Raw genomic sequence first — 18,706 nt, 5'->3', positions numbered from 1 at the left:
TCTTTGTACAAAGATGGCCTTCCTTTGATGAAACGACTAATTCAAGCTCGTTGCTCTATTACTGCTCCTCCTACTCTTCCGATACCTCTCTAAACCTGACCAAACGTCTTTCCAAAAGAGCCACACCCAAGTCATTTGTCAGAAGTCAAACTCTTGCGCTTCTTGATGCAGTCGCTCATGGGGGAAACCCCCAAGACCGCTTAGGTGCGCTTTCCGTTGGCGAATTAAATTCGCCACGGGTCGCACCTCTGCATCGCTTACAAAGGGTGTGAGACTTTTGTCATGTCCTAACTGCCCTGGCGACTGCTATAGCAATAGAGTGGCGGGCTGCTGCTTTCGATATCGATTTTGTAGGAGTATGGCTGGTCAGCTCACTCCTGATCAAAAATACTCTTGGCTTTTATATGTTGCAGATGCTGATCTTCGAGTTGGTCTGGCTAGTTACGGGAGTCGTGCTATTATACACCAATCCGGCTCAGAGTTTAGGGTAGTGGGCTTTCGGTTATCTTGATTCTTGAGGTTAGATTCGTTACCCTTGCACCGGTTACTGACTCTAACTAAACTGGAGAGCATAGTTGGCTTCGCTGCACTAAAGCGCGATGATGATTGGCTTGATTGGTCTAGCTAATCGCATTTCAAGGATACTACTGTGGGCTGCCCTTGTCAGTGACCAGATTGCCCTGCACGATGATGGTGCCAACAAGGCGTGAGGTTTTTCCCGAGACTTGAGCAATTTTGCATCTACTTGATAGACTGGGGCATCCCATGAGATAATAGTAAATTGTGTTTAATTGTAATATTTGAGTTCTTAGAAAAAAAACTATGGCAAGTAAGAAAGGTGTCCGAATCGTTATTACTCTAGAATGTACTGAATGTCGCAGTTACTCCAATAAGCGCTCGGCTGGTGTTTCCCGCTATACCACTAGGAAGAATCGCCGTAACACATCATCACGTCTGGAACTGAAGAAATTTTGCACCCATTGCAACAAGCACATGATTCACAAAGAAATCAAATAGATTTGGTCCTTGGTCATTTGTGAATTGAATTTGTTAATTGAAAATGGACTATTGACAAAGAACAAGCAACAAAGAACAAGTATTCAGCTTATGTGCTACGCACACGCGTGCGCGTTCAGCGGTCAGCTATCAGCGGTCAGCTCAAGTAACTCAGCTTAAACCAATGCTTACCTGTTTTATTGTAAGCATTCAGTGGTCAGCCGTGAACATTGGCCTTTGAGTCACGCTACGCGAATGGCTCACTCTACTTCAGGTGCCGTCAGAATAAAAGAAACCTAAGCAGCTTAAGTAGCGTGCTAATAGCTCATAAGCTGATAACTGATAGCCCATAAGCTGATAACTGATAACTGATAGCTGATAGCTGATAGCTGATAGCTGAATACTTACCAAAGAACAAATGACTATAATCAGTAACCAGTAACCTAAATAACCAATCACCAATCACAACCAATCATGACTTACTTTCGTAAACGTCTCTCTCCGATCAAACCCGATGAACCGATCGACTATAAAGATGTTGAGTTGCTGCGCAAGTTTATCACTGAACGGGGAAAAATCCTACCCCGCCGCATTACTAATCTAACGACTCAACAACAACGAAAGCTAACCACAGCCATTAAGCGAGCAAGGTTCTTGGCTTTGCTACCCTATATTAATAAAGAAGGTTAAGGTGAACAATCACGGTCTTCCTCTGGGATATTTCCCGTGTGAAGAATGAAATATCAAATAAGAAGGATGAAGGATGAAGGATGAAGGATGAAATGGGGTGATCGATGGCTGAGGCGCGCGATGCAGTGGCCTCACGGGGAATTCCCCCACTCGCGCTCTGCATCAAGACATGGTTAACTAAAAACTTGCGACCCAACCAGGAGTTACACTGACCACTGACAACTTCAGACTTCAGACTTCAGACTTTAGACTTGACCCCGTCTGCCGAGTTGGGTATCTCAACAACACAGGATAGACTGGGGGGAGGTGGATTTGGTAAACGCTACCCGGGTTATCAGAACTGGTGGAAAAGGGAACACTAATCGAATTTCGCTTACAAGGAGAACGCCATCTCGCTGTTGTCGATCGTCCAGAGGGCAAGAACCACTTGATTGCTTTGGATCAACGGGGGAAACTGCACAAGCTCCATCCTCGACAAGTCACCTACACAGTGGCAGATTCTACTTATGAGCCATCACAAATACCAGAGTTTATTGCTCGAGTACAACCCTATCTAGACCCAGATAGCTTAGAATTAGCTTGGGAATTACTGGTGGAAGAAGGAGAGGCGGTTACCTGTGCTGACATGGCACAGTTATTATTTTCTGAGCAAAGTCCACCCCAGTGCTATGCGGCACACTGTATTCTGTTTGAAGACAAAATCTATTTTAAACAAAAAGCACAAACCTATGAACCCCGCTCCGCTAGCATGGTGGCTGAAATCAAGCATCAACTGGCAGCGGCTCAATCAAAGCACCAGGAACAAGAAGAATTTTTGAAGCGAGTACAGCAAAAGTTAGGGGGTGAGCAAGTAGAGTGGGTTGATAGCGATCGCACTCGCTTTGATGCTCTAGAACGGTTCGTTAGTGAACCAGATAAACCATCTCGTGCAGTTCAGGAAACTCTGGAAGCACTAAAACGCCCTCAAAACCCAGAAAATGCCTTCGATTTATTGATAAATTTGGGTTTGTGGCGTCCTCACCAGAAGTACTTGCTGCGTCATAAAATCCCAACTCAATTTCGTCGTGAGGTACTCGAATTGACCCAGCAATACCTGGCAAATCCTCCTACTGACCCAGATTCAGATCGCTTGGATTTAACTCATCTGAAACTCTACACCATAGATGATGAAAGTACCCAAGAAATAGATGATGGTTTGAGTATAGAAGATCTAGAGGATGGCACTCAGCGTCTGTGGATTCACATCGCTGACCCAACCCGCTTGGTAATGCCAGGGGATAATCTTGACCTAGAAGCACGACGGCGTAGTACCACCATATATCTACCCACGGGCATGATTCCCATGTTCCCATCGGAACTGGCAACTGGTCCAATGAGTTTGGTTCAAGGTCAAGTCTGTGGCGCACTCAGTTTTGGCGTGATCTTGGATCAAGATGGTGCCATCTATGACTATCAGATTCACCCCAGCCTGATTAAACCCACCTATCGCCTGACTTATGAAGATGTAGATGAAATGTTGCAGTTAGGGGTACAGGCAGAAACAGAACTGTTTGCGATCGCTAACTTGGCTGTGCGTCGGCAAAAGTGGCGCAAGTCTCAGGGGGCGATTAGCATCCATATGCCAGAGTCGGTAATCAAGGTGGGAAATGATGACCAAATTACCATTGAGGTGTTAGAAGATTCACCATCACGGCAAATGGTGGCAGAAATGATGATTCTGGCAGGTGAAGTGGCTGGACGCTATGGTCAAGCGCACCAAATTCCACTACCATTCCGAGGACAACCCCAGCCAGAACTTCCATCCCAAGAAGAACTGCTGCTATTGCCAGCCGGTCCAGTGCGGTTCTGTGCCATGCGTCGGTGTATGCCTAGAAGCGAAATGAGCATTACCCCAACACGCCACGCTAGTTTGGCTTTGGAAACTTACACCCAGGTAACCTCTCCGATCCGCCGCTACACTGACTTAATGACTCATTTCCAGCTGAAAGCTCATCTACGGGGTGACCCCCTACCCTTTGAAGCTGAAGATTTGCTCGAAACGATGCAGAGTGTAACCAGAACAGCTAAGGATGCTAGTGAAGTAGAACGTGATACCAACAAATATTGGGGATTGGAATATTTGCGGCGTAACCCGAATCAGGTTTGGCAAGTATTAGTACTCAGTTGGTGGCGAGAAAACGAGAATAAGGGCAACATTCTCCTAGAAGAGTTAGGTCTAGAATTGCCCATGCGTTTCCAGCGTTCGGTTCAATTAGGCGATCGCTTACACGTCAAAGTCAGTCATGCTGATCCCCGTAAAGAAGTTATTCATTTTCAAGAACTAGCGAACTCAGAGGCTCAGCTTCCTTTTAACTCAAAGCTAGAAGATGGCTCAGCTTCTGCTGTGAACAGATTCGCGTAAATCTCTGTCCTTTTATAAAAATCCCCCAAAGCCGAAAACCCCGTGTCTAATGACCGGGGATGAAGGCTCACAGCGGCTTGACGCGCCTAGAAAAATATTTCAGGAAAATCCGGAATTTTAGTCTGGATGTTGTAAAATAAGGGAGTGAACAGTTTAGGTCCCAGACGAAACCTTAGAATAGGGTCGCCTTTATGGTTTGTCGGCTATGGAAAAAGGGTTAAAACTGTTGTTATAAGGCGACCCTATTCTTACGGTAACTTTAAGAAGCTGATGATCATTTTAGAGTTCAAGGCGAAAGGAAAAAAACATCAATACTCTGGGATCAACGAGGCTATCCGGACAGTCCAGTTCATCCGTAATAGCTGCCTCAGGTATTGGATGGAAAATAAAGGGGTCAACAAATTTGACCTTAATAAGTACAGTGCAGTCCTTGCTAAAAACTTTCCTTTTGCTAATGAATTAAACTCTACTGCTCGTCAGTCTAGTGCTGAAAGAGCATGGTCATCAATTGTTCGATTCTTTGATAACTGCAAGAAAAAAGTACCTGGAAAGAAAGGTTTTCCTAAGTTCCAGAAAAACTGCCGCTCAGTGGAGTATAAACAGTCTGGATGGAAGTTATCCCCTGACAAGAAGTCAATCACCTTTAGTGATAAAAAGGGTATTGGGAAGCTTAAGCTTAAAGGTACATGGGACTTGTGGCGCTTGGATAAAAAGGAAATAAAGCGAGTCCGTATAGTTCGCCGGGCTGATGGTTATTATGTCCAGTTTTGTGTTTCAGTTGATATCAAAGAGGAACTAGAGCCAAGTGGGACAGCTATCGGCTTGGATGTTGGACTAAAATATTTTTACACTGATTCCGCTGGAAAAACTGAACCAAATCCCTGCTTTTACAGAACGGTAGAAAAACGCCTTAAGTTCTACCAGCGTCGAGTTTCTCGCAAGAAGAAAGGCTCATCCAATCGAAATAAAGCAGTTAATAGACTAGGCAGACAGCACCTTAAGATAAGTAGGCAACGTGAAGAGAACGCCAAGAGACTGGGAACGAAGTTACCGTTAGAATAAAGAAGCCTTTATGGTTAGTCGGCTATGCATAAAAGGGTTAAATCTTTGTTATTAAGGCTTCTTTATTCTAAGGTTTCGTCTCCGGCGCGCTGCGTAATCTGTTCTAACGATCTGGTCGCCTAGGTCGACTTAAGAGCCAAGAACCTAGTAAAAAATCACTGCCTCGCTAAGTCTATTAATGATGCAGGTTGGTATCAGTTTAGGAAATGGATGGAGCACTTTGGCACCAAGTTCGGAAAGGTAACAGTTGCAGTAAATCCTGCATATACCAGCCAAAACTGTTCCAATTGTGGCGAAGAAGTTAAAAAGTCCCTATCAACTAGGACTCATACGTGCAAGTGTGGTTGTCAGTTAGATAGAGACCACAACGCCGCAATAAACATCCTTAAGAAAGCCTTGGGTACGGTGGGGCACACCGGAACCTGGATCTTAAAAGATCTAAACGCTTCAGGAGAATCGGCCTCTACTGTTCTTGGTTCCGGCCAGGTTCAGCAAGCTGGCTCGTTGAATGAAGAATCCCCGCGTATGCGCGACCGGGGAGTGTCAAAAAACTAGAAAGCTTGCTTTGATGTCTCGACATAAGTACAAGAGATTAAAACACCAAATCATCCGGGTACCGAGCCGTTGGTACTTCTGCCTATCTTTGGCTATTACCATCCTGCTGGGATGGCTTGGTGTAGCAGTAGCACAAGATAGTAACACGAATAATTTCACTAACCTGTCTACTATCTGGTTGTTAGTTTCATCTTTTCTAGTCTTTTTTATGAATGCTGGCTTTGCCATGTTAGAAGCCGGGTTATGTAGACGGAGAAATGCGACTAATGTCTTGGCTAAAAATTTGATAGTTTTCTGTATATCAGCCTTAGCCTTTTGGCTAGTTGGCTTTGGCTTAATGTTTGGTGATGGCATCACTTACAGTTGTGTTCCAGGAGAAAATAATAGTTTAAGTTTAGTGGGTCAAAAGGGGTTGTTTTTTAATCTTCCCTTTCCCCAATTTGGAAATCTTGGTTTTCCAGAATCAGGATTTAATTGTCTCAATCAAGATTGGTCTAATCGCTCCTTTGCGGCTCTATTTTTATTTCAGTTAGTCTTTGCTGGAACTGCAGCCACTATTGTTTCAGGAGCTGTTGCTGAACGGGTAAAATTCTGGGCATTTCTCCTATTTAGTTTTTTCCTGGTTGGTTTTATCTATCCCGTAACCGGTCACTGGGTTTGGGGACACTATGGTTGGCTAGCCAAGGCGCTAAAATTTCATGATTTTGCGGGTTCAACTGTAGTCCATAGTGTTGGTGGTATGGCTGGCTTGGTAGGGGCTTGGCTACTAAAGCCACGACAAGGTCGTTTTGGCTACAATTTAAGAACAGATAGATATGAAGGTCTCGAAACTGAAAAGTTCTCTGCCGATAATCTGGGTTTAGCCACCTTAGGCTGCTTAATTCTTTGGCTGGGCTGGTTTGGTTTTAATGGTGGCTCAGCAAAGGATCTCGATTATGTAGCTAATACCATCACAACTACCATGATGGCAGCAGCAGCTGGTGGAATATCCAGCGTATTTTTTAGTCCAATTATCCTGGGAAAACCCAGTCTAGCCTCAATTATCAATGGCATTTTAGGTGGGTTGGTGGGAATTACAGCCTCAGCTGCTTTTGTAGATATCAAAAGTGCATTTATAATTGGCTCTATCAGCGGTATTTTTGTCCTTTTAGGCGAATATTTTCTACAAGTTTGGAAAATTGACGACCCCGTAGGTTCGATTCCTGTTCACCTTTTCTGTGGATTTTGGGGAACGATTGCCTTAGGAATCTTTAGTAGCAATAGTTCTCTGTTGTACTCGGAACTTGATGTATATGACGATCCATTATTACAAGTGTTGTGTCAGTTCTTAGGCTGGCTGATTATTATCATTGTAACAGCTCTATTGAGTTTATTAGGTTGGCTATTAGTTAGCCTAATTTTATATTATGCAAGCCATATCAATGAGCGGATTAGCGGCAAACAACGCCATAGGAAACAATTACGTCAAACCCAATATTTTCAATTGGGAGAATTTATCTTAACTATTTTTGAAATTGCTCGTCGAGGAATTAGGGTATCTTTGGAAGAAGAAATCAGTGGTAGCGATGGAGTTTTTTATAATCCTTAGAAGAATCTGGCTTATCAGTAAATAGCTAAGTCTTTAAAAGTAGGCAATAAAATAAATTTTTATTGACTAAAACCAGTCTATTAAGTTAGATTAATTAGTTAAATTAATTAGTTATTTAGTTAACTGTTTGCTAAAAATCCATGCATGAATTTCCTATTCCCTGTTCCCTGTTGCCACAACTACTGATTTAACAATTTAATTTAACAATTTAACAATTTAACAATTGATTACCCCAAATATTTAGCAGCTGGACAATCTAATTTTATTAGATAGTTTCTCAACCAATTAGCATAATTCTCATTATTCCTATCCCATCGACGGAAAAAACGTGGAAGAGATTTTTGTTTAAACTGGTAGTAACGCTCTGATACTTGACAAAGATTTATAGTAGCTTGCTTGAATTCACCTTGACTAGCGAGCTCTTCTATAGCATAGGAAAACTGCAATTGATCTAACATTGACTGACATAGCTTGGGAAAAGCACTATTTTGACTCTTTATCTTTCTAAGTTGCTCTATTTGTTCTTTTCTGGTAGTAAATTGGCGTCTGCATATGTCCTCAGAAGCAAGGTTTTTTAGTTGATCGTCTGCTCTTCTAGCACTAGTACACTGAAATACACCAAAGGTAATGACTAGAAACAAGGCGATCAAGCCACCCCAAAAACTAATGGGTGATGGGATTCTGCTAGCTGATGAGGTAGCCAAGGTTGTGGCTTGGTCTGGCTCTAAAGGTACTACAGTTGATTGGTTGGGCTCGTCAGTTGTTAGATCTGGGTGTTTGGGTTCATCAGTTGTCAGCTCTGAGTGTTTAGGCTGGTCAGTTGTGAGATCTTGGTCTTGAGTAACTGGGGTGATTGGTAGGTTAGGAAAAGCAATGGCGATGGCTTGATCAGTAGCATCTGTCGTCAGCTCAGATGCCAACCAATAGTCTGTACTGGTCAACTGTGCTAACTCTTGAGCTACCCAGCTGTGATTAAAAACAACCTCATAAATACGGTTAGAAACTTTTAAATTTCCCCCCTGGTTAATCACCACACCGGAGTTGAGCAACACTTTTTGTTCCCAACTGTCATTTGCCATCATGACTCCCTGCAAAATTTTCTGATATAGCCGCAGGAATTGTTCTTCGAGCAAGAAACTACGAATATCTTGCAGAAGTTCAGCGGCTTCCTGAGTTTCCCAATTTTCAACGAAGTGAGTTTTGACTAGTTCTTCGACTTTGAGAGCTTCCTCACCAACAGGGATGGGAGATTTAGAGTCAAGGATAACTTGACAAAGCTTCTGGGTCAAAAAAGGCTGAGAGCCAGTCCATGCCAGTACCTCGTCTAAGACAACATCAGGGTTACTCAGATGCTCAGCCAATGCGAGTTTGAATGGTTCGAGGATTTTAGCCACCTCAGGTTTATCCTGCTTAGAGGTCATTTCATTCCTTGTGTATTCCAGACTATTTTTCCTTCAAACATATTTTGTGATAGTCTTGAATTTTCGATCAAGATTAACAAGGAATTTCTATGATCTACAAGCCAGGTTATGGGTAAGATATGGGGTGTAAACTACATGTCCACTACATGTCCATTACATCCAACCCCTCTGATGGCATAATCTTTCCCCCAAACGACTTAACTACATCTTCAAACAAGGGCATATCATCCTGTGGGATTTCCACTACTACTACCATTTTGGCATATTCCTCTGCTCCTTCTTCCTTGTATTCTATTTGCTCGAAGGGCAGGTCTGTTGTCCAATCGTCTGAATTGCTATCAATCATAGGGACGTTGGGCAACAGTTCTTCAACTGGGATAGCGCGAGGTTTAAAAGGCAGATCGACGCAAAATCGAGGCAGTGCCTGATGAGAAAAATTAACGAAATCCACGGGATTGCTAAACACGACTGAAACTTGGACTTTCATAATCTATGCTATGGTATTAAATCTATTGAGACTAAGTTGAATTAATACATCATAGCAAAGATGAGCAGTGAGACAGCCTCTGACTTCCAGTCATGGCAAATCTGGGTCTAATACCCCCGTTAACCAAACTGGTAATATGAACATTATATTGTATCGCAATGACTCAATTTAGGAATTGATGCCTGGTGAATAAAGACCTATCAAGGAGTTTGGTTTACGAGTTCCAGCCTCATCAGATTATTTGTTTAGAGCATGACAATACTCGTTTATACGCTGAAGTGATCGAATTTGTGTCATCGCGACAAATGTGTTGGGTGCGTTCTATGATATTGGTCACCTTGCATAGTCAAGAGCCTGTGCCAGTGGAACTCCCTGAACAGCTTACTCTTTACGACCTACGCTCTGGACCGGATTTACTTTGGCCAGCGAGTTTATTACGACTAGCCTTAGACACTGAAGTAATTCCCCTCTTGGTTCGGTTAGATGACCCTGATGTCAATGTAGAAAGTGACCCTGATGCTCGCCAGCAACTAAGTTATTTTATCTGTGCAGTTTGGCAAGCTTATCCTGAAAAGTTTTAAGTTTTTTTAATGGTTAATCGGTAATAGGACTTTGCCAACTCAATGGTGATCTGATCACGACTCAAGCAGTAGCAAGTCAGACCCCTTAGGAGAGTAAACTAAAGTTGTAGGGGTTTTGCCACATGTAGCTGTCAGAGCTTGCCCCAACCCTGAAAGTCATGGCTAAAAGTCATGGCTAAAAGTCATGGAGTAGTTACCAAGCCTCCGAGCTGGTCTAGCCTTAGTTTATAACCACTTTTTCTAGTGACTCGGAACTAGCTGTACACGACCAGCATCCATCTCAGACATTAATAATTCCAGTGCTTCGTAATCCACATCAGAGATGTAACCAGTTTGAGTTAGTTCGTAGTTAATTGCATTTTCTATATCAGGAGTCAATTTCCTAATATAGAGGGCTTTTTCTACTAGTTGACGAATAACAAATGTAGTTTTCACAATTACTTACCCACAATTCCATATAACTTTATTGTCTTCTGAAATTACTAGCCACTATAGTGATCTTTATCTTATTGGTATGTGATCTAAATCACTGATGAGGTGGATTGGTACTCTCTGACATATATATTACATATATATTATATGCCTTTTGGACTTAACTCAGAAAGCTTAACCTGAACGGAAGAAGCTATGCCGTTTCAAGGGTTAGAGGTATTGAAGTTTAGGTGCGACCCGTTCGCGTAGCGTTGGCAAAGCCAATAGGTGCGACCCAAGGGCGATTTATTCGCCCTTGGAGGCGCGCACCAATAGGTGCGAATTTAATTCTTAATGGGTCAAGCGCACCTAAGGCAGTTATAAGGACATACTGCTTAGTACTACTTGCCTCTACACCCTAGTTAACGTTATACTTATCTAAGGCTAAACATTTGGCTCAAGCCTATAACAAAAAGTATTATATTTCTATGTCAGGGCAGCTCTATTTAGTTAACGTAACAAAAATTATTAAAATTTAATCCCTACTTATAGGCATCAACTGAGCCATGCTCTTAGCAACTTAGACCATCGGAAATGAAAAATAAATTACTTAACTTGAAAAAAAGTAATATATGATACATTTTGATGGTAAGTTTAATGAAGATTTCAAAAACCATTAGCAATCTGTAAAGATTCGGCAAAGTCTATCAGAAGTGGTATGGAATTAGCGAAATTCCATACTATCTTCAATATATTCTCTATAAAATTTTATTGGATTTGACCAAGTGAGGAGTCTACTCATGACACAGGCGACCCTGAGTGCAAAATTAAGAATTATTCAACCTTCCGGTCATATTAACGCTTCTAATGCAATTGAGTTTAAAAGTCAGTTGACAGAAGCTGTGGTGGCTGCTGAGGATTCGGCTTTGTTGGTTGATATGCATCAGTTAGAGTCTCTCGACAGTGCTGGCTTAATGGCCTTAATTCATGGTCTGAAGCTAGCAAGAAGTCTAGAGAGGCGCTTTGGTCTTTGCTCCGTAGCTCCTTCAATTCGAATTATGCTGGAGCTAACTAAATTAGATGGGGTGTTTGAGATTTTTGACAGCCATGAGGCTTTTGCTACAGCCCTCTAGGGGGTTGGAGTAGGTTGGGAAGCTAACTCAATGGCTCTGAGTGCAGCAAAATCATAGGAAATCTTGGGAAGATTAAGTGCTTACAGCGATGATGATGGGAGGAGATAGGGAAATACCAGTTAAGAAGTATGGTGGTTATTATCTCCCTCACTTCATCCACCTTCACCCCCTTATCTCTAGCCTGAGTACTGATAAAATCAAAGGTGGATCAGGGTTAACTGCATTGAAAGCAGTAATAAAGTTTCTATGGCAATCACTGTAGAGGAAATATTAACACCAGACATCAACAGACCAGCCCGTTACTTAGGTAACGAGTTGGGAGCAGTCCATAAACCTTGGGAAGAAGCTGAGGTACGCTGGGTATTGACTTATCCAGAAATCTATGAAGTGGGGGCTTCTAACTTAGGCCATATCATCCTCTACAATATATTGAATTATCAACCTAGGCAATTATGCGATCGCGCCTATCTACCTGCCCCAGACTTGGCAGCTAAATTACGTTCCACTCAAACCCCTCTGTTTGCTGTCGAGAATCGGCGACCTCTGAAAGATTTTGATATTATTGGCTTTAGCCTTAGCTATGAATTAGGGGCAACCAACATCTTGGAAATGTTGGATTTGGGAGGAATTCCCCTGACCTGGAAAGACCGTGCTCAGTTTGATATATCGGAAATACCCCTAATTTTTGCAGGTGGACAAACGGCGACATCGAATCCTGAACCCTATGCTGATTTCTTAGATTTTGTTGATCTTGGCGATGGGGAAGAATTGTTGCCAGAGATTGGCTTAGTAATCGAAGAAGGCAAAGCAGCTGGCTTAAGTCGAGAAGCGTTACTCCTGGATTTGGCTCAGATACCAGGGGTGTATGTCCCCCAATTCTATGATATGACTGAGGATGGCTCAGTTAAACCCAACCGCCCTGATGTGCCGAAGCGGATTTTGCGGCGTGTGGCTACACCGATGCCTGCCTATGCTATTGGACTAGTACCCTATATCCAAACGGTTCATGACCGACTCAAGATCGAAGTGCGACGGGGCTGTACTCGGGGTTGTCGCTTCTGCCAACCTGGGATGCTGACTCGACCAGCGCGGGATGTGGAACCAGAAAAAGTGGTGGAAGCTATTGAACAAGGGATGCGTGCTACAGGGTATAACGAGTTTTCCCTTCTATCCCTGAGTTGTTCGGATTACCTGGCTCTACCAGCGGTGGGGATGGAAATCAAAAATCGTCTTAAGGATCAGAATATTTCCTTGTCCCTACCGAGTCAGCGGGTAGACCGCTTTGATGAGAATATTGCCAATATCCTAGGGGGCAATCGGCAGAGTGGCTTGACCTTTGCCCCAGAAGCAGGAACTCAGCGGATGCGGGATATTGTTAATAAGGGACTGACTAATGAAGAACTGCTCAGGGGAGTAAAGACGGCATTTGAGCAAGGCTGGGAGAAAGTCAAGCTCTATTTTATGATTGGTTTGCCCGGTGAAACGGATATGGATGTGTTGGGGATTGCGGAAACGGTGCGTTGGTTGCAGCAGGAGTGCCGTGCTAAAGGCAGAAAAACCATTAAGTTTAACATAACTGTTTCTAATTTTACCCCAAAACCTCACACCCCATTCCAGTGGCATTCCGTATCGACTTCGGAGTTTGAACGCAAGCAGGAATTACTCAAACAAGTATTTGGTCAGATCAGGGGGGTGAAGGTTAATTACACCGATGTTCGGATTTCGGCCATGGAAGATTTCGTGGGACGGGGTGACAGACGCTTAAGTGCGGTGGTGCGCCGTGCTTGGGAATTGGGGGCAGGGATGGACTCCTGGATGGAAAGCTTGGATCGGGCATTTGCTGCTTGGGAAAATGCGATCGCTTCATCAGGTCTGACCTGGAAATATCGCCAAGTAGAAAATGGCGAATGGAACGTGATGGCGGGTGTAGAAGAGTTGCAAGTTGGAAGGTTGTTCGCGAAGCGTGGCCAAAAGGCCAAGGTTGAAAGTTCAGAGCAACCAGCTAACCTACAACCAGCTAACCTACAACCAACTAACCGACAACCAACTAACCGACAACCAACTAACCTTCAACCAGCTAACCTTCAACCAACTAACCTTCAACCAACTAACCTTCAACCTTCTAACCTTCAACCTTCTAACCTTCAACCTTCTAACCTTCAACCTTCTAACCTTCAACCAGCTAACCTTCAACCAGCTAACCTTCAACCGTCAACCCTTAACGCCCTTGATGCTCCCTTGCCTTGGGATCATATTGATACGGGAATTGATAAGAATTGGCTCAAGGAAGATTTACAACGGGCGTTAGATGCAGCAACGGTACCGGATTGTTCCTTTGATGGGTGTTCTCACTGTGGTGTGTGTGGGATTGATTTTGGTCATAATGTGGTGATTGACCCGCCACAGATTCCGCAATTTGCTGGTCACTTTAAACCCAATACTAATAAGGATCAGCGGCTGCGGGTTTGGTTTGGAAAGTTGGGGGATATGACCTTGTTGGGTCATCTGGATTTGGCAAGTCTGTTTGAGAGAGCAGTAAGACGGGCGTCACTGCCAATTCGATATAGTGGGGGGTTTCGGGCTAATGCTCGGATTATGATTGCTAATGCGTTGCCCTTGGGAGCGTCTAGCAGTGGGGAGATTGTGGAGTTTGAGTTAACTGAGAAAATGCCAGTTGAGGAGTTTAGGGAAAGGCTGGTGTCTCAGTTGCCTGAAGAGATTCCGGTGTATGGGGTTGAAGCAGTGGATTTGAAGGAACCTGCGGGAACTCAGCTGTTGGAGAGAGCTGAGTATTTGATTCGAGTTGAGGTAATATCAGAAGCGTCTTGGGAAGAGTGGCAGGGTTGGATTGAAGCAATCAAAGGTAGTAAGGAAATTTGGTGGGAGCGGTTTACGAAGTCGGGGAAGAAGCAGTGGGTGAATTTATGCGATCGCTTATTTGACTTCGAGGTGATCGAACCCCAAAAATCCAAAGATGGTGAAGAGGAGGTTGCGGAGTCTGGGGTGGTTTTGCGGTATGTGGGGAGTTGTTTGAATGATGGCACGATGTTGCGACCAGAGCACATTATTTATATGTTGGAGCAGGTGGCGCAGCGGGAGTTTCGTTTGTTGCATGTTCATCGGCAACGGTTGATTCTGCGCAATTGAGAAATTTGGCGTTGCTGAATTAAGGTATGATTGGCTAAAAATGTGGCGTTGCTGAATCAATCAATGAATATGAGTGGGGTGGACATCCTGCCTGCCCAAAAAGATCCGGTGCGCTTGACCCATTAAGAATTAAATTCGCCACGGGTCGCACCGTCAGGAACGGGCAAGATGCCCATTCCACAAAACTATTCAAATCATTCCATTATTAAGCAACGCCTCAAAGAATGGTCTAAGGAAAAGAAAATCACTGCTTTGATAAGGAAAGCCAATGGTACGGGAGTAATCAAAATTAGCCATTACCCATTACCAATAATTATCTTCTCACTGAGCTGGATTGATCTAGCTAACAATTATTATTTTTAATCCTGCCATTAGGCATAATAGTGTTACAGAAAATAGCATCATTTAAGTCAGCCTTAGCTAATTTAGCCTTTTTAAGATTAGCATGGCTGAAATTAGCCTCACTCAAATCAGCATCATGAAAGTCAACACCTTCTAAATTGGCATAACTTAGGTTGGCGGCTCTCAAGTCAGTATTATACAGTCTTGCACCACTCAAATTAGCATGACTAAGGTTAGCGCCACACAGTTCTTCATAACCTAGGTTGACATTTTTCAAGTCTAAACCGCTTAAGTCAGCCTCGGCACAAATAAAGATTGCTCCGGCTTTTGATGGGTTAAATCCAGTCGGAAACTCAGTGTATGACGTATAGATAGCTTTGGTAAAATTTATACTACTCAGGTCAGCTTTTTTCCAGCCATCAACCCCTAGCATACGGGCATAACTGAGGTTAGCATTGCTCAGGTCAGAATCACCTACGTAAACCTCACATAAGGTAGCATAACTAAAATTGGCATCCCTGAGCTTACTAGTAGCTATATAGATTACAGATAAATCCGCATAACTCAGATCAGTACCACTAAAATCACAGTTTTCCAAGGTTGATTCAGAGGCTACTATATGACTCAAGTTAGCCTTAGTAAGGTTAGAATTTTCGATAGTGGTTTCGTATAGGTAAGCATTCCTCAAGTTAGCATGACTTAGATCTACATCATCCCAAGTAGCTTCCTCTAAATCAGCATTACTCAAGTCCGCATTTTTTAGACAAACACCCTTGAAATTAGTACTTTTTAAGTTAGCCTTTTTCAAATTAATACCAGAAAAATCTCTTTCACCGGCTTCGTAGCGTTTTAGGAAGTCATCACGATTCATAGTATGCCCCTTATTTGTTTAATATTAGATAGTAATCATCCTGATTATATCCTAAAAAAAAATATTAGTATTTTTAGAGGTTGGGTTAATGATTAATGGTTAATAGTTGTTAGTACTTAATGCTATCAAGCCTAATATAAGGTGGCCTCATACCTCATCGTTAATGTTCCGATCAGCAATCACATCTCCTATCCCAGGGGTTTGATGAAATTGCTCCCAACTCCATAAACTCAACGTAGTCATAACGAGTTTGGGTTATTTTGGCAGAACAGAAAAAGAAAGGTTACTTTAGTTTTATAGCGAGTTCCTTTGCTGTCAGGTTACAAAATAGTTGATTGTTGATTAGGCTTTAGGGATAAACCATGAACTATAGCAATCCTACATGAATCCTGATATTTCCTGATCCGAAGCTCCCTTGGTAAAACAATTTTGCTCACAACTGACTTGGGATTTATATAGGCACAATACTGTATCTAAATACCTGAACATAAATGCTGTTAACTGTGTTGAAACCCTTAACGTTGTTCAACCCCTTTATGTTCTCGGTTCGCCGTTCCCTATTCCCTTATCTGATCAGTCAACTTTCATTGTGTATGACTACTTACGACCGATGAAGGCAACTTAGTAATCTAGTTCGATTAGACCGAGACTATGACTACAACTGAGCGTAAAACAGAGAAGAAAATGGAAGTGCCTAGAACAACTAGTGAAGTGATTCGCATCAAGCCCCAACAGTTTATTCATGTGCTAGACAACAATACTGGTGTTACGCGACTGGAGGTTGGTCCTCAAACCATTACCCTTCGGGATCACGAGCGGCTGATCTTAAAACCTGAACCGATGATTATTGTGCCGCCTCGATATTATTGTGTGGTGGCTAATCCATTACTCCGGGATGAAGACGGTCAACCCATTGCTGATCAGCATGGTCAAATTCGACTGCGCTACGGTGATCTGGAAATTCGTTTCGCGCAAGATCCGTTTCCCCTTTATCCAAACGAGAAACTGGTAGGGGATTTGACACTCCCCGTTCTTCTAGGACGGGGAGTGTCAAAGGCAGAAAATATAGCCATTGAGTCTACAGGTCAGGCAACAGCAGAAGCAAGAGCTAAGGAATACTCTTAAACCGTCATCAATCGGGATAAAACCGAATAAAACGGCCAAGGTGCATTTTATTGATGTCTGAGTGAGGAGCGGTCAAGTAGCAATTGGAGTCAAGCCTCCCGCTCATCTATCTAGACGTTCCTCACATCCCGGTGAGGAGTTCCTTAAAAGCTTGAGTTTTGGCATGCTTGCGGTCAAGCCATCCTAGCTTAACCGCGTCAGCTAAAGTCAAATCCATACCTTCTAAGAAACGCGCAGTACGACGCAACAATACTGCCTGCACTTCAACCCTAGTCATAAACCGGGAGATTCCTTGATCTGTACCACGAGCAAGGATATTCTTCGCAGCATTGTGATCAGCCTGCAACACGACCCCATTAAATCTGATAAAACTGTCCCCAATCCTTGCTCCCAATAAGGTGCCAGAAAAGGAGTCAATTTGCGACGTGTAGCTTGGCTGGACTTCTGTCACAACCGAACCAGTCCAATTAGCCCATTTCTGCAAGGAGTACCGCATTTCTCCTTTCATCCAGCTATTCAACTTGCGAGACATAGCCTTTGACTGGCGTTTATTTTTGATTGGTTGCGTTAAATCCTCAGCAAAAATTCTTAGAGATTCTCCTTTGAAGAGGGATTTAGAAGCAGCCCCTATAATCGCCCTCAACTCTGATTGATCTCTTCTGTAACGACTGTTTTCTGTTTTTCGACTCAGATTATTTTTCAGTATCCGAGCTGATTTAGCTGGATCTATTTTTTCTAGCTTCCTATGTATTGCCCAGAGTTTTCCTCTGTTCCGATTTTTGGCGCATATTCGATGGCCAAAAGGCCACGCTACGCGAACGGATTTTATGGTTGCTATTTTGCCCAGGTTCTTCCCGTGTGCCTGACCATCTGAATCATAAAAAGCCTCGGTGTATCCCTTGTCTACTCCTATCGCTCGACGTTCAGGAGGAATCTCAGCTGTCCCGTGATTAACCAAAAAATGAATCTCAAATCTTGCCAGTAGAGAGTTGTATATTAGTCTAATCTGTCCTTTAATATTTCGATTAGACCTAACTATTAGTTTGTTTCTTTTTCCTCTTCTGATTCCAGCTAATTCCAATTGATAAGTATAACGAGACAATCGTTTACACGAGTATCCTCCTTGTTGGTATACAACTTGATTCTTGACCCAAGAATGTCCTCTCTGAAACTCTTTCCTTACAAGTCTGTGCAATAGTGGATTATCCAGAAAAGCTGAAGTTTTGAGTTGCTTAGAGATATCCTTTCTGATCTTCTGGTTTTCCTTTCCAGGAAACCTCTTATAGATCTTTTTTATGACTGCCTCAATGGAAGCCGCTTGTTGAGCTGTGATAGTTTTAGCTACATCACTGACAGTCCATTCCATTAACTTGGAAGGCAAGCCCAGGGACTCAGGCTTCCTGAAGTCCCTGACTTCTGGGTAGGCTTTTTTCCAGTCAAGTCCCCAATGACTTATACTACCCAGCTTGTTGTAAGACTCAGACCTGACGACGCCTAGTTTTTTCATCGTAGACAACAGCTCAAGCTCAACCGACTTAGCTATCCCTACAACTGGGACGACCTGAGTCGATATCTTCTTTACTGCGCCTACTTTCTTTTGCATCATCAACGGTGTGTACAGCTTTTGCTATATACTGCCATTATAGTCTAGCGCTATAAAATTGTCAATGTCCAGTTCGCACTATTAAATACAGTTTTGTCCTAATTTTTCGGGACTTGACTGCGAGGCTCACATTAAGAGTGAAGAATACCGACAGAAAGTAGAAGCAATTGGTCCTCAAACCATTCAAGCGATCGCACAAGCAGGTCCGGAAATGCAGGCAAGACTTCTAGAAGCACTTGGTATCCAGAGTGTTTTGATTACCGATGGCAAAAATCCCATCAATCTATTTGGTG

General features: G+C 43.1%; 15 protein-coding genes and 1 pseudogene. 10 read left to right on the top strand and 6 right to left on the bottom strand.

Translation table 11 applies throughout. The annotated features are described in order from the left end of the window. The first annotated feature begins 358 nt into the window (after window positions 1–358). Together F6K37_RS06320 and rpmG are read left to right on the top strand one after the other, a co-directional pair. Window positions 359–511 carry a hypothetical protein gene (locus F6K37_RS06320; RefSeq protein ID WP_008191268.1) on the top strand — a complete coding sequence of 51 codons (153 nt, stop codon included), beginning with the start codon at window positions 359–361 and terminating at the stop codon, window positions 509–511. Between the two features lie 311 nt (window positions 512–822). Beyond that, window positions 823–1,017, top strand: coding sequence for a 50S ribosomal protein L33 (rpmG, locus tag F6K37_RS06315; RefSeq protein WP_071986987.1), 195 nt, complete (start codon window positions 823–825; stop codon window positions 1,015–1,017). Between the two features lie 249 nt (window positions 1,018–1,266). On the opposite strand, the gene F6K37_RS06310 is transcribed toward rpmG, so the two are convergent. Then, window positions 1,267–1,455 carry a hypothetical protein gene (locus F6K37_RS06310; RefSeq protein ID WP_008191264.1) on the bottom strand — a complete coding sequence of 63 codons (189 nt, stop codon included), beginning with the start codon at window positions 1,453–1,455 and terminating at the stop codon, window positions 1,267–1,269. A gap of 15 nt (window positions 1,456–1,470) precedes the next feature. On the opposite strand from F6K37_RS06310, the gene rpsR reads away from it, so the two are divergent. The 4 genes and pseudogenes from rpsR to F6K37_RS06290 all read left to right on the top strand — a co-directional run bounded on the left by rpsR (window position 1,471) and on the right by F6K37_RS06290 (window position 7,292). Continuing rightward, window positions 1,471–1,686, top strand: coding sequence for a 30S ribosomal protein S18 (gene rpsR / locus F6K37_RS06305; protein ID WP_008191262.1), 216 nt, complete (start codon window positions 1,471–1,473; stop codon window positions 1,684–1,686). A 343-nt stretch (window positions 1,687–2,029) separates the two neighbouring features. Continuing rightward, on the top strand, window positions 2,030–4,087 hold the full coding sequence (locus tag F6K37_RS06300; RefSeq protein WP_008191260.1) for a ribonuclease catalytic domain-containing protein: 2,058 nt from the start codon (window positions 2,030–2,032) through the stop codon (window positions 4,085–4,087). 270 nt (window positions 4,088–4,357) lie between these two features. Next, a pseudogene (locus F6K37_RS06295) lies at window positions 4,358–5,704 on the top strand (RNA-guided endonuclease InsQ/TnpB family protein); the annotation flags it as partial. 13 nt (window positions 5,705–5,717) lie between these two features. Next, window positions 5,718–7,292: an ammonium transporter gene (locus F6K37_RS06290; RefSeq protein ID WP_044495721.1), complete on the top strand. Its 1,575-nt coding sequence runs from the start codon at window positions 5,718–5,720 to the stop codon at window positions 7,290–7,292. Window positions 7,293–7,519: 227 nt separating this feature from the next. Here F6K37_RS06290 and F6K37_RS06285 read toward each other — a convergent pair whose 3' ends face one another. Continuing rightward, window positions 7,520–8,713, bottom strand: coding sequence for a hypothetical protein (locus tag F6K37_RS06285; protein ID WP_287248956.1), 1,194 nt, complete (start codon window positions 8,711–8,713; stop codon window positions 7,520–7,522). A 142-nt stretch (window positions 8,714–8,855) separates the two neighbouring features. Next, entirely contained in the window at window positions 8,856–9,200 is a 345-nt protein-coding gene (locus F6K37_RS06280) for a hypothetical protein (protein ID WP_008191249.1), read from the bottom strand. Window positions 9,201–9,385: 185 nt separating this feature from the next. Between F6K37_RS06280 and F6K37_RS06275 the strand changes: the two genes are divergently transcribed. After that, window positions 9,386–9,781 carry a hypothetical protein gene (locus F6K37_RS06275; RefSeq protein ID WP_008191247.1) on the top strand — a complete coding sequence of 132 codons (396 nt, stop codon included), beginning with the start codon at window positions 9,386–9,388 and terminating at the stop codon, window positions 9,779–9,781. Between the two features lie 240 nt (window positions 9,782–10,021). Here the strand turns inward: F6K37_RS06275 and F6K37_RS06270 are convergent, their stop codons facing one another. After that, window positions 10,022–10,216 (bottom strand): hypothetical protein, encoded by a 195-nt coding sequence (locus F6K37_RS06270; protein ID WP_008191245.1) that lies wholly within the window; start codon window positions 10,214–10,216, stop codon window positions 10,022–10,024. A 776-nt stretch (window positions 10,217–10,992) separates the two neighbouring features. Here F6K37_RS06270 and F6K37_RS06265 point away from each other — a divergent pair. Both F6K37_RS06265 and F6K37_RS06260 read left to right on the top strand, forming a co-directional pair. Continuing rightward, window positions 10,993–11,325: an STAS domain-containing protein gene (locus tag F6K37_RS06265; RefSeq protein ID WP_008191243.1), complete on the top strand. Its 333-nt coding sequence runs from the start codon at window positions 10,993–10,995 to the stop codon at window positions 11,323–11,325. Between the two features lie 246 nt (window positions 11,326–11,571). Further along, window positions 11,572–14,472 (top strand): TIGR03960 family B12-binding radical SAM protein, encoded by a 2,901-nt coding sequence (locus F6K37_RS06260; RefSeq protein ID WP_287248948.1) that lies wholly within the window; start codon window positions 11,572–11,574, stop codon window positions 14,470–14,472. Between the two features lie 343 nt (window positions 14,473–14,815). On the opposite strand, the gene F6K37_RS06255 is transcribed toward F6K37_RS06260, so the two are convergent. Continuing rightward, a complete protein-coding gene (locus F6K37_RS06255; RefSeq protein ID WP_287248945.1) occupies window positions 14,816–15,685 on the bottom strand; it encodes a pentapeptide repeat-containing protein in 870 nt (289 codons plus the stop codon). Between the two features lie 651 nt (window positions 15,686–16,336). On the opposite strand from F6K37_RS06255, the gene F6K37_RS06250 reads away from it, so the two are divergent. Next, window positions 16,337–16,810, top strand: coding sequence for a hypothetical protein (locus tag F6K37_RS06250; RefSeq protein WP_287248942.1), 474 nt, complete (start codon window positions 16,337–16,339; stop codon window positions 16,808–16,810). Window positions 16,811–16,931: 121 nt separating this feature from the next. Here the strand turns inward: F6K37_RS06250 and F6K37_RS06245 are convergent, their stop codons facing one another. Further along, entirely contained in the window at window positions 16,932–18,413 is a 1,482-nt protein-coding gene (locus F6K37_RS06245; protein WP_287248964.1) for a zinc ribbon domain-containing protein, read from the bottom strand. Window positions 18,414–18,706 lie beyond the last annotated feature (293 nt).

It is taken from the genome of Moorena sp. SIO4E2 (assembly GCF_010671945.1).
GTDB lineage: Bacteria > Cyanobacteriota > Cyanobacteriia > Cyanobacteriales > Coleofasciculaceae > Moorena > Moorena producens.
This window is presented reverse-complemented; position numbering and strand designations above follow the sequence as displayed.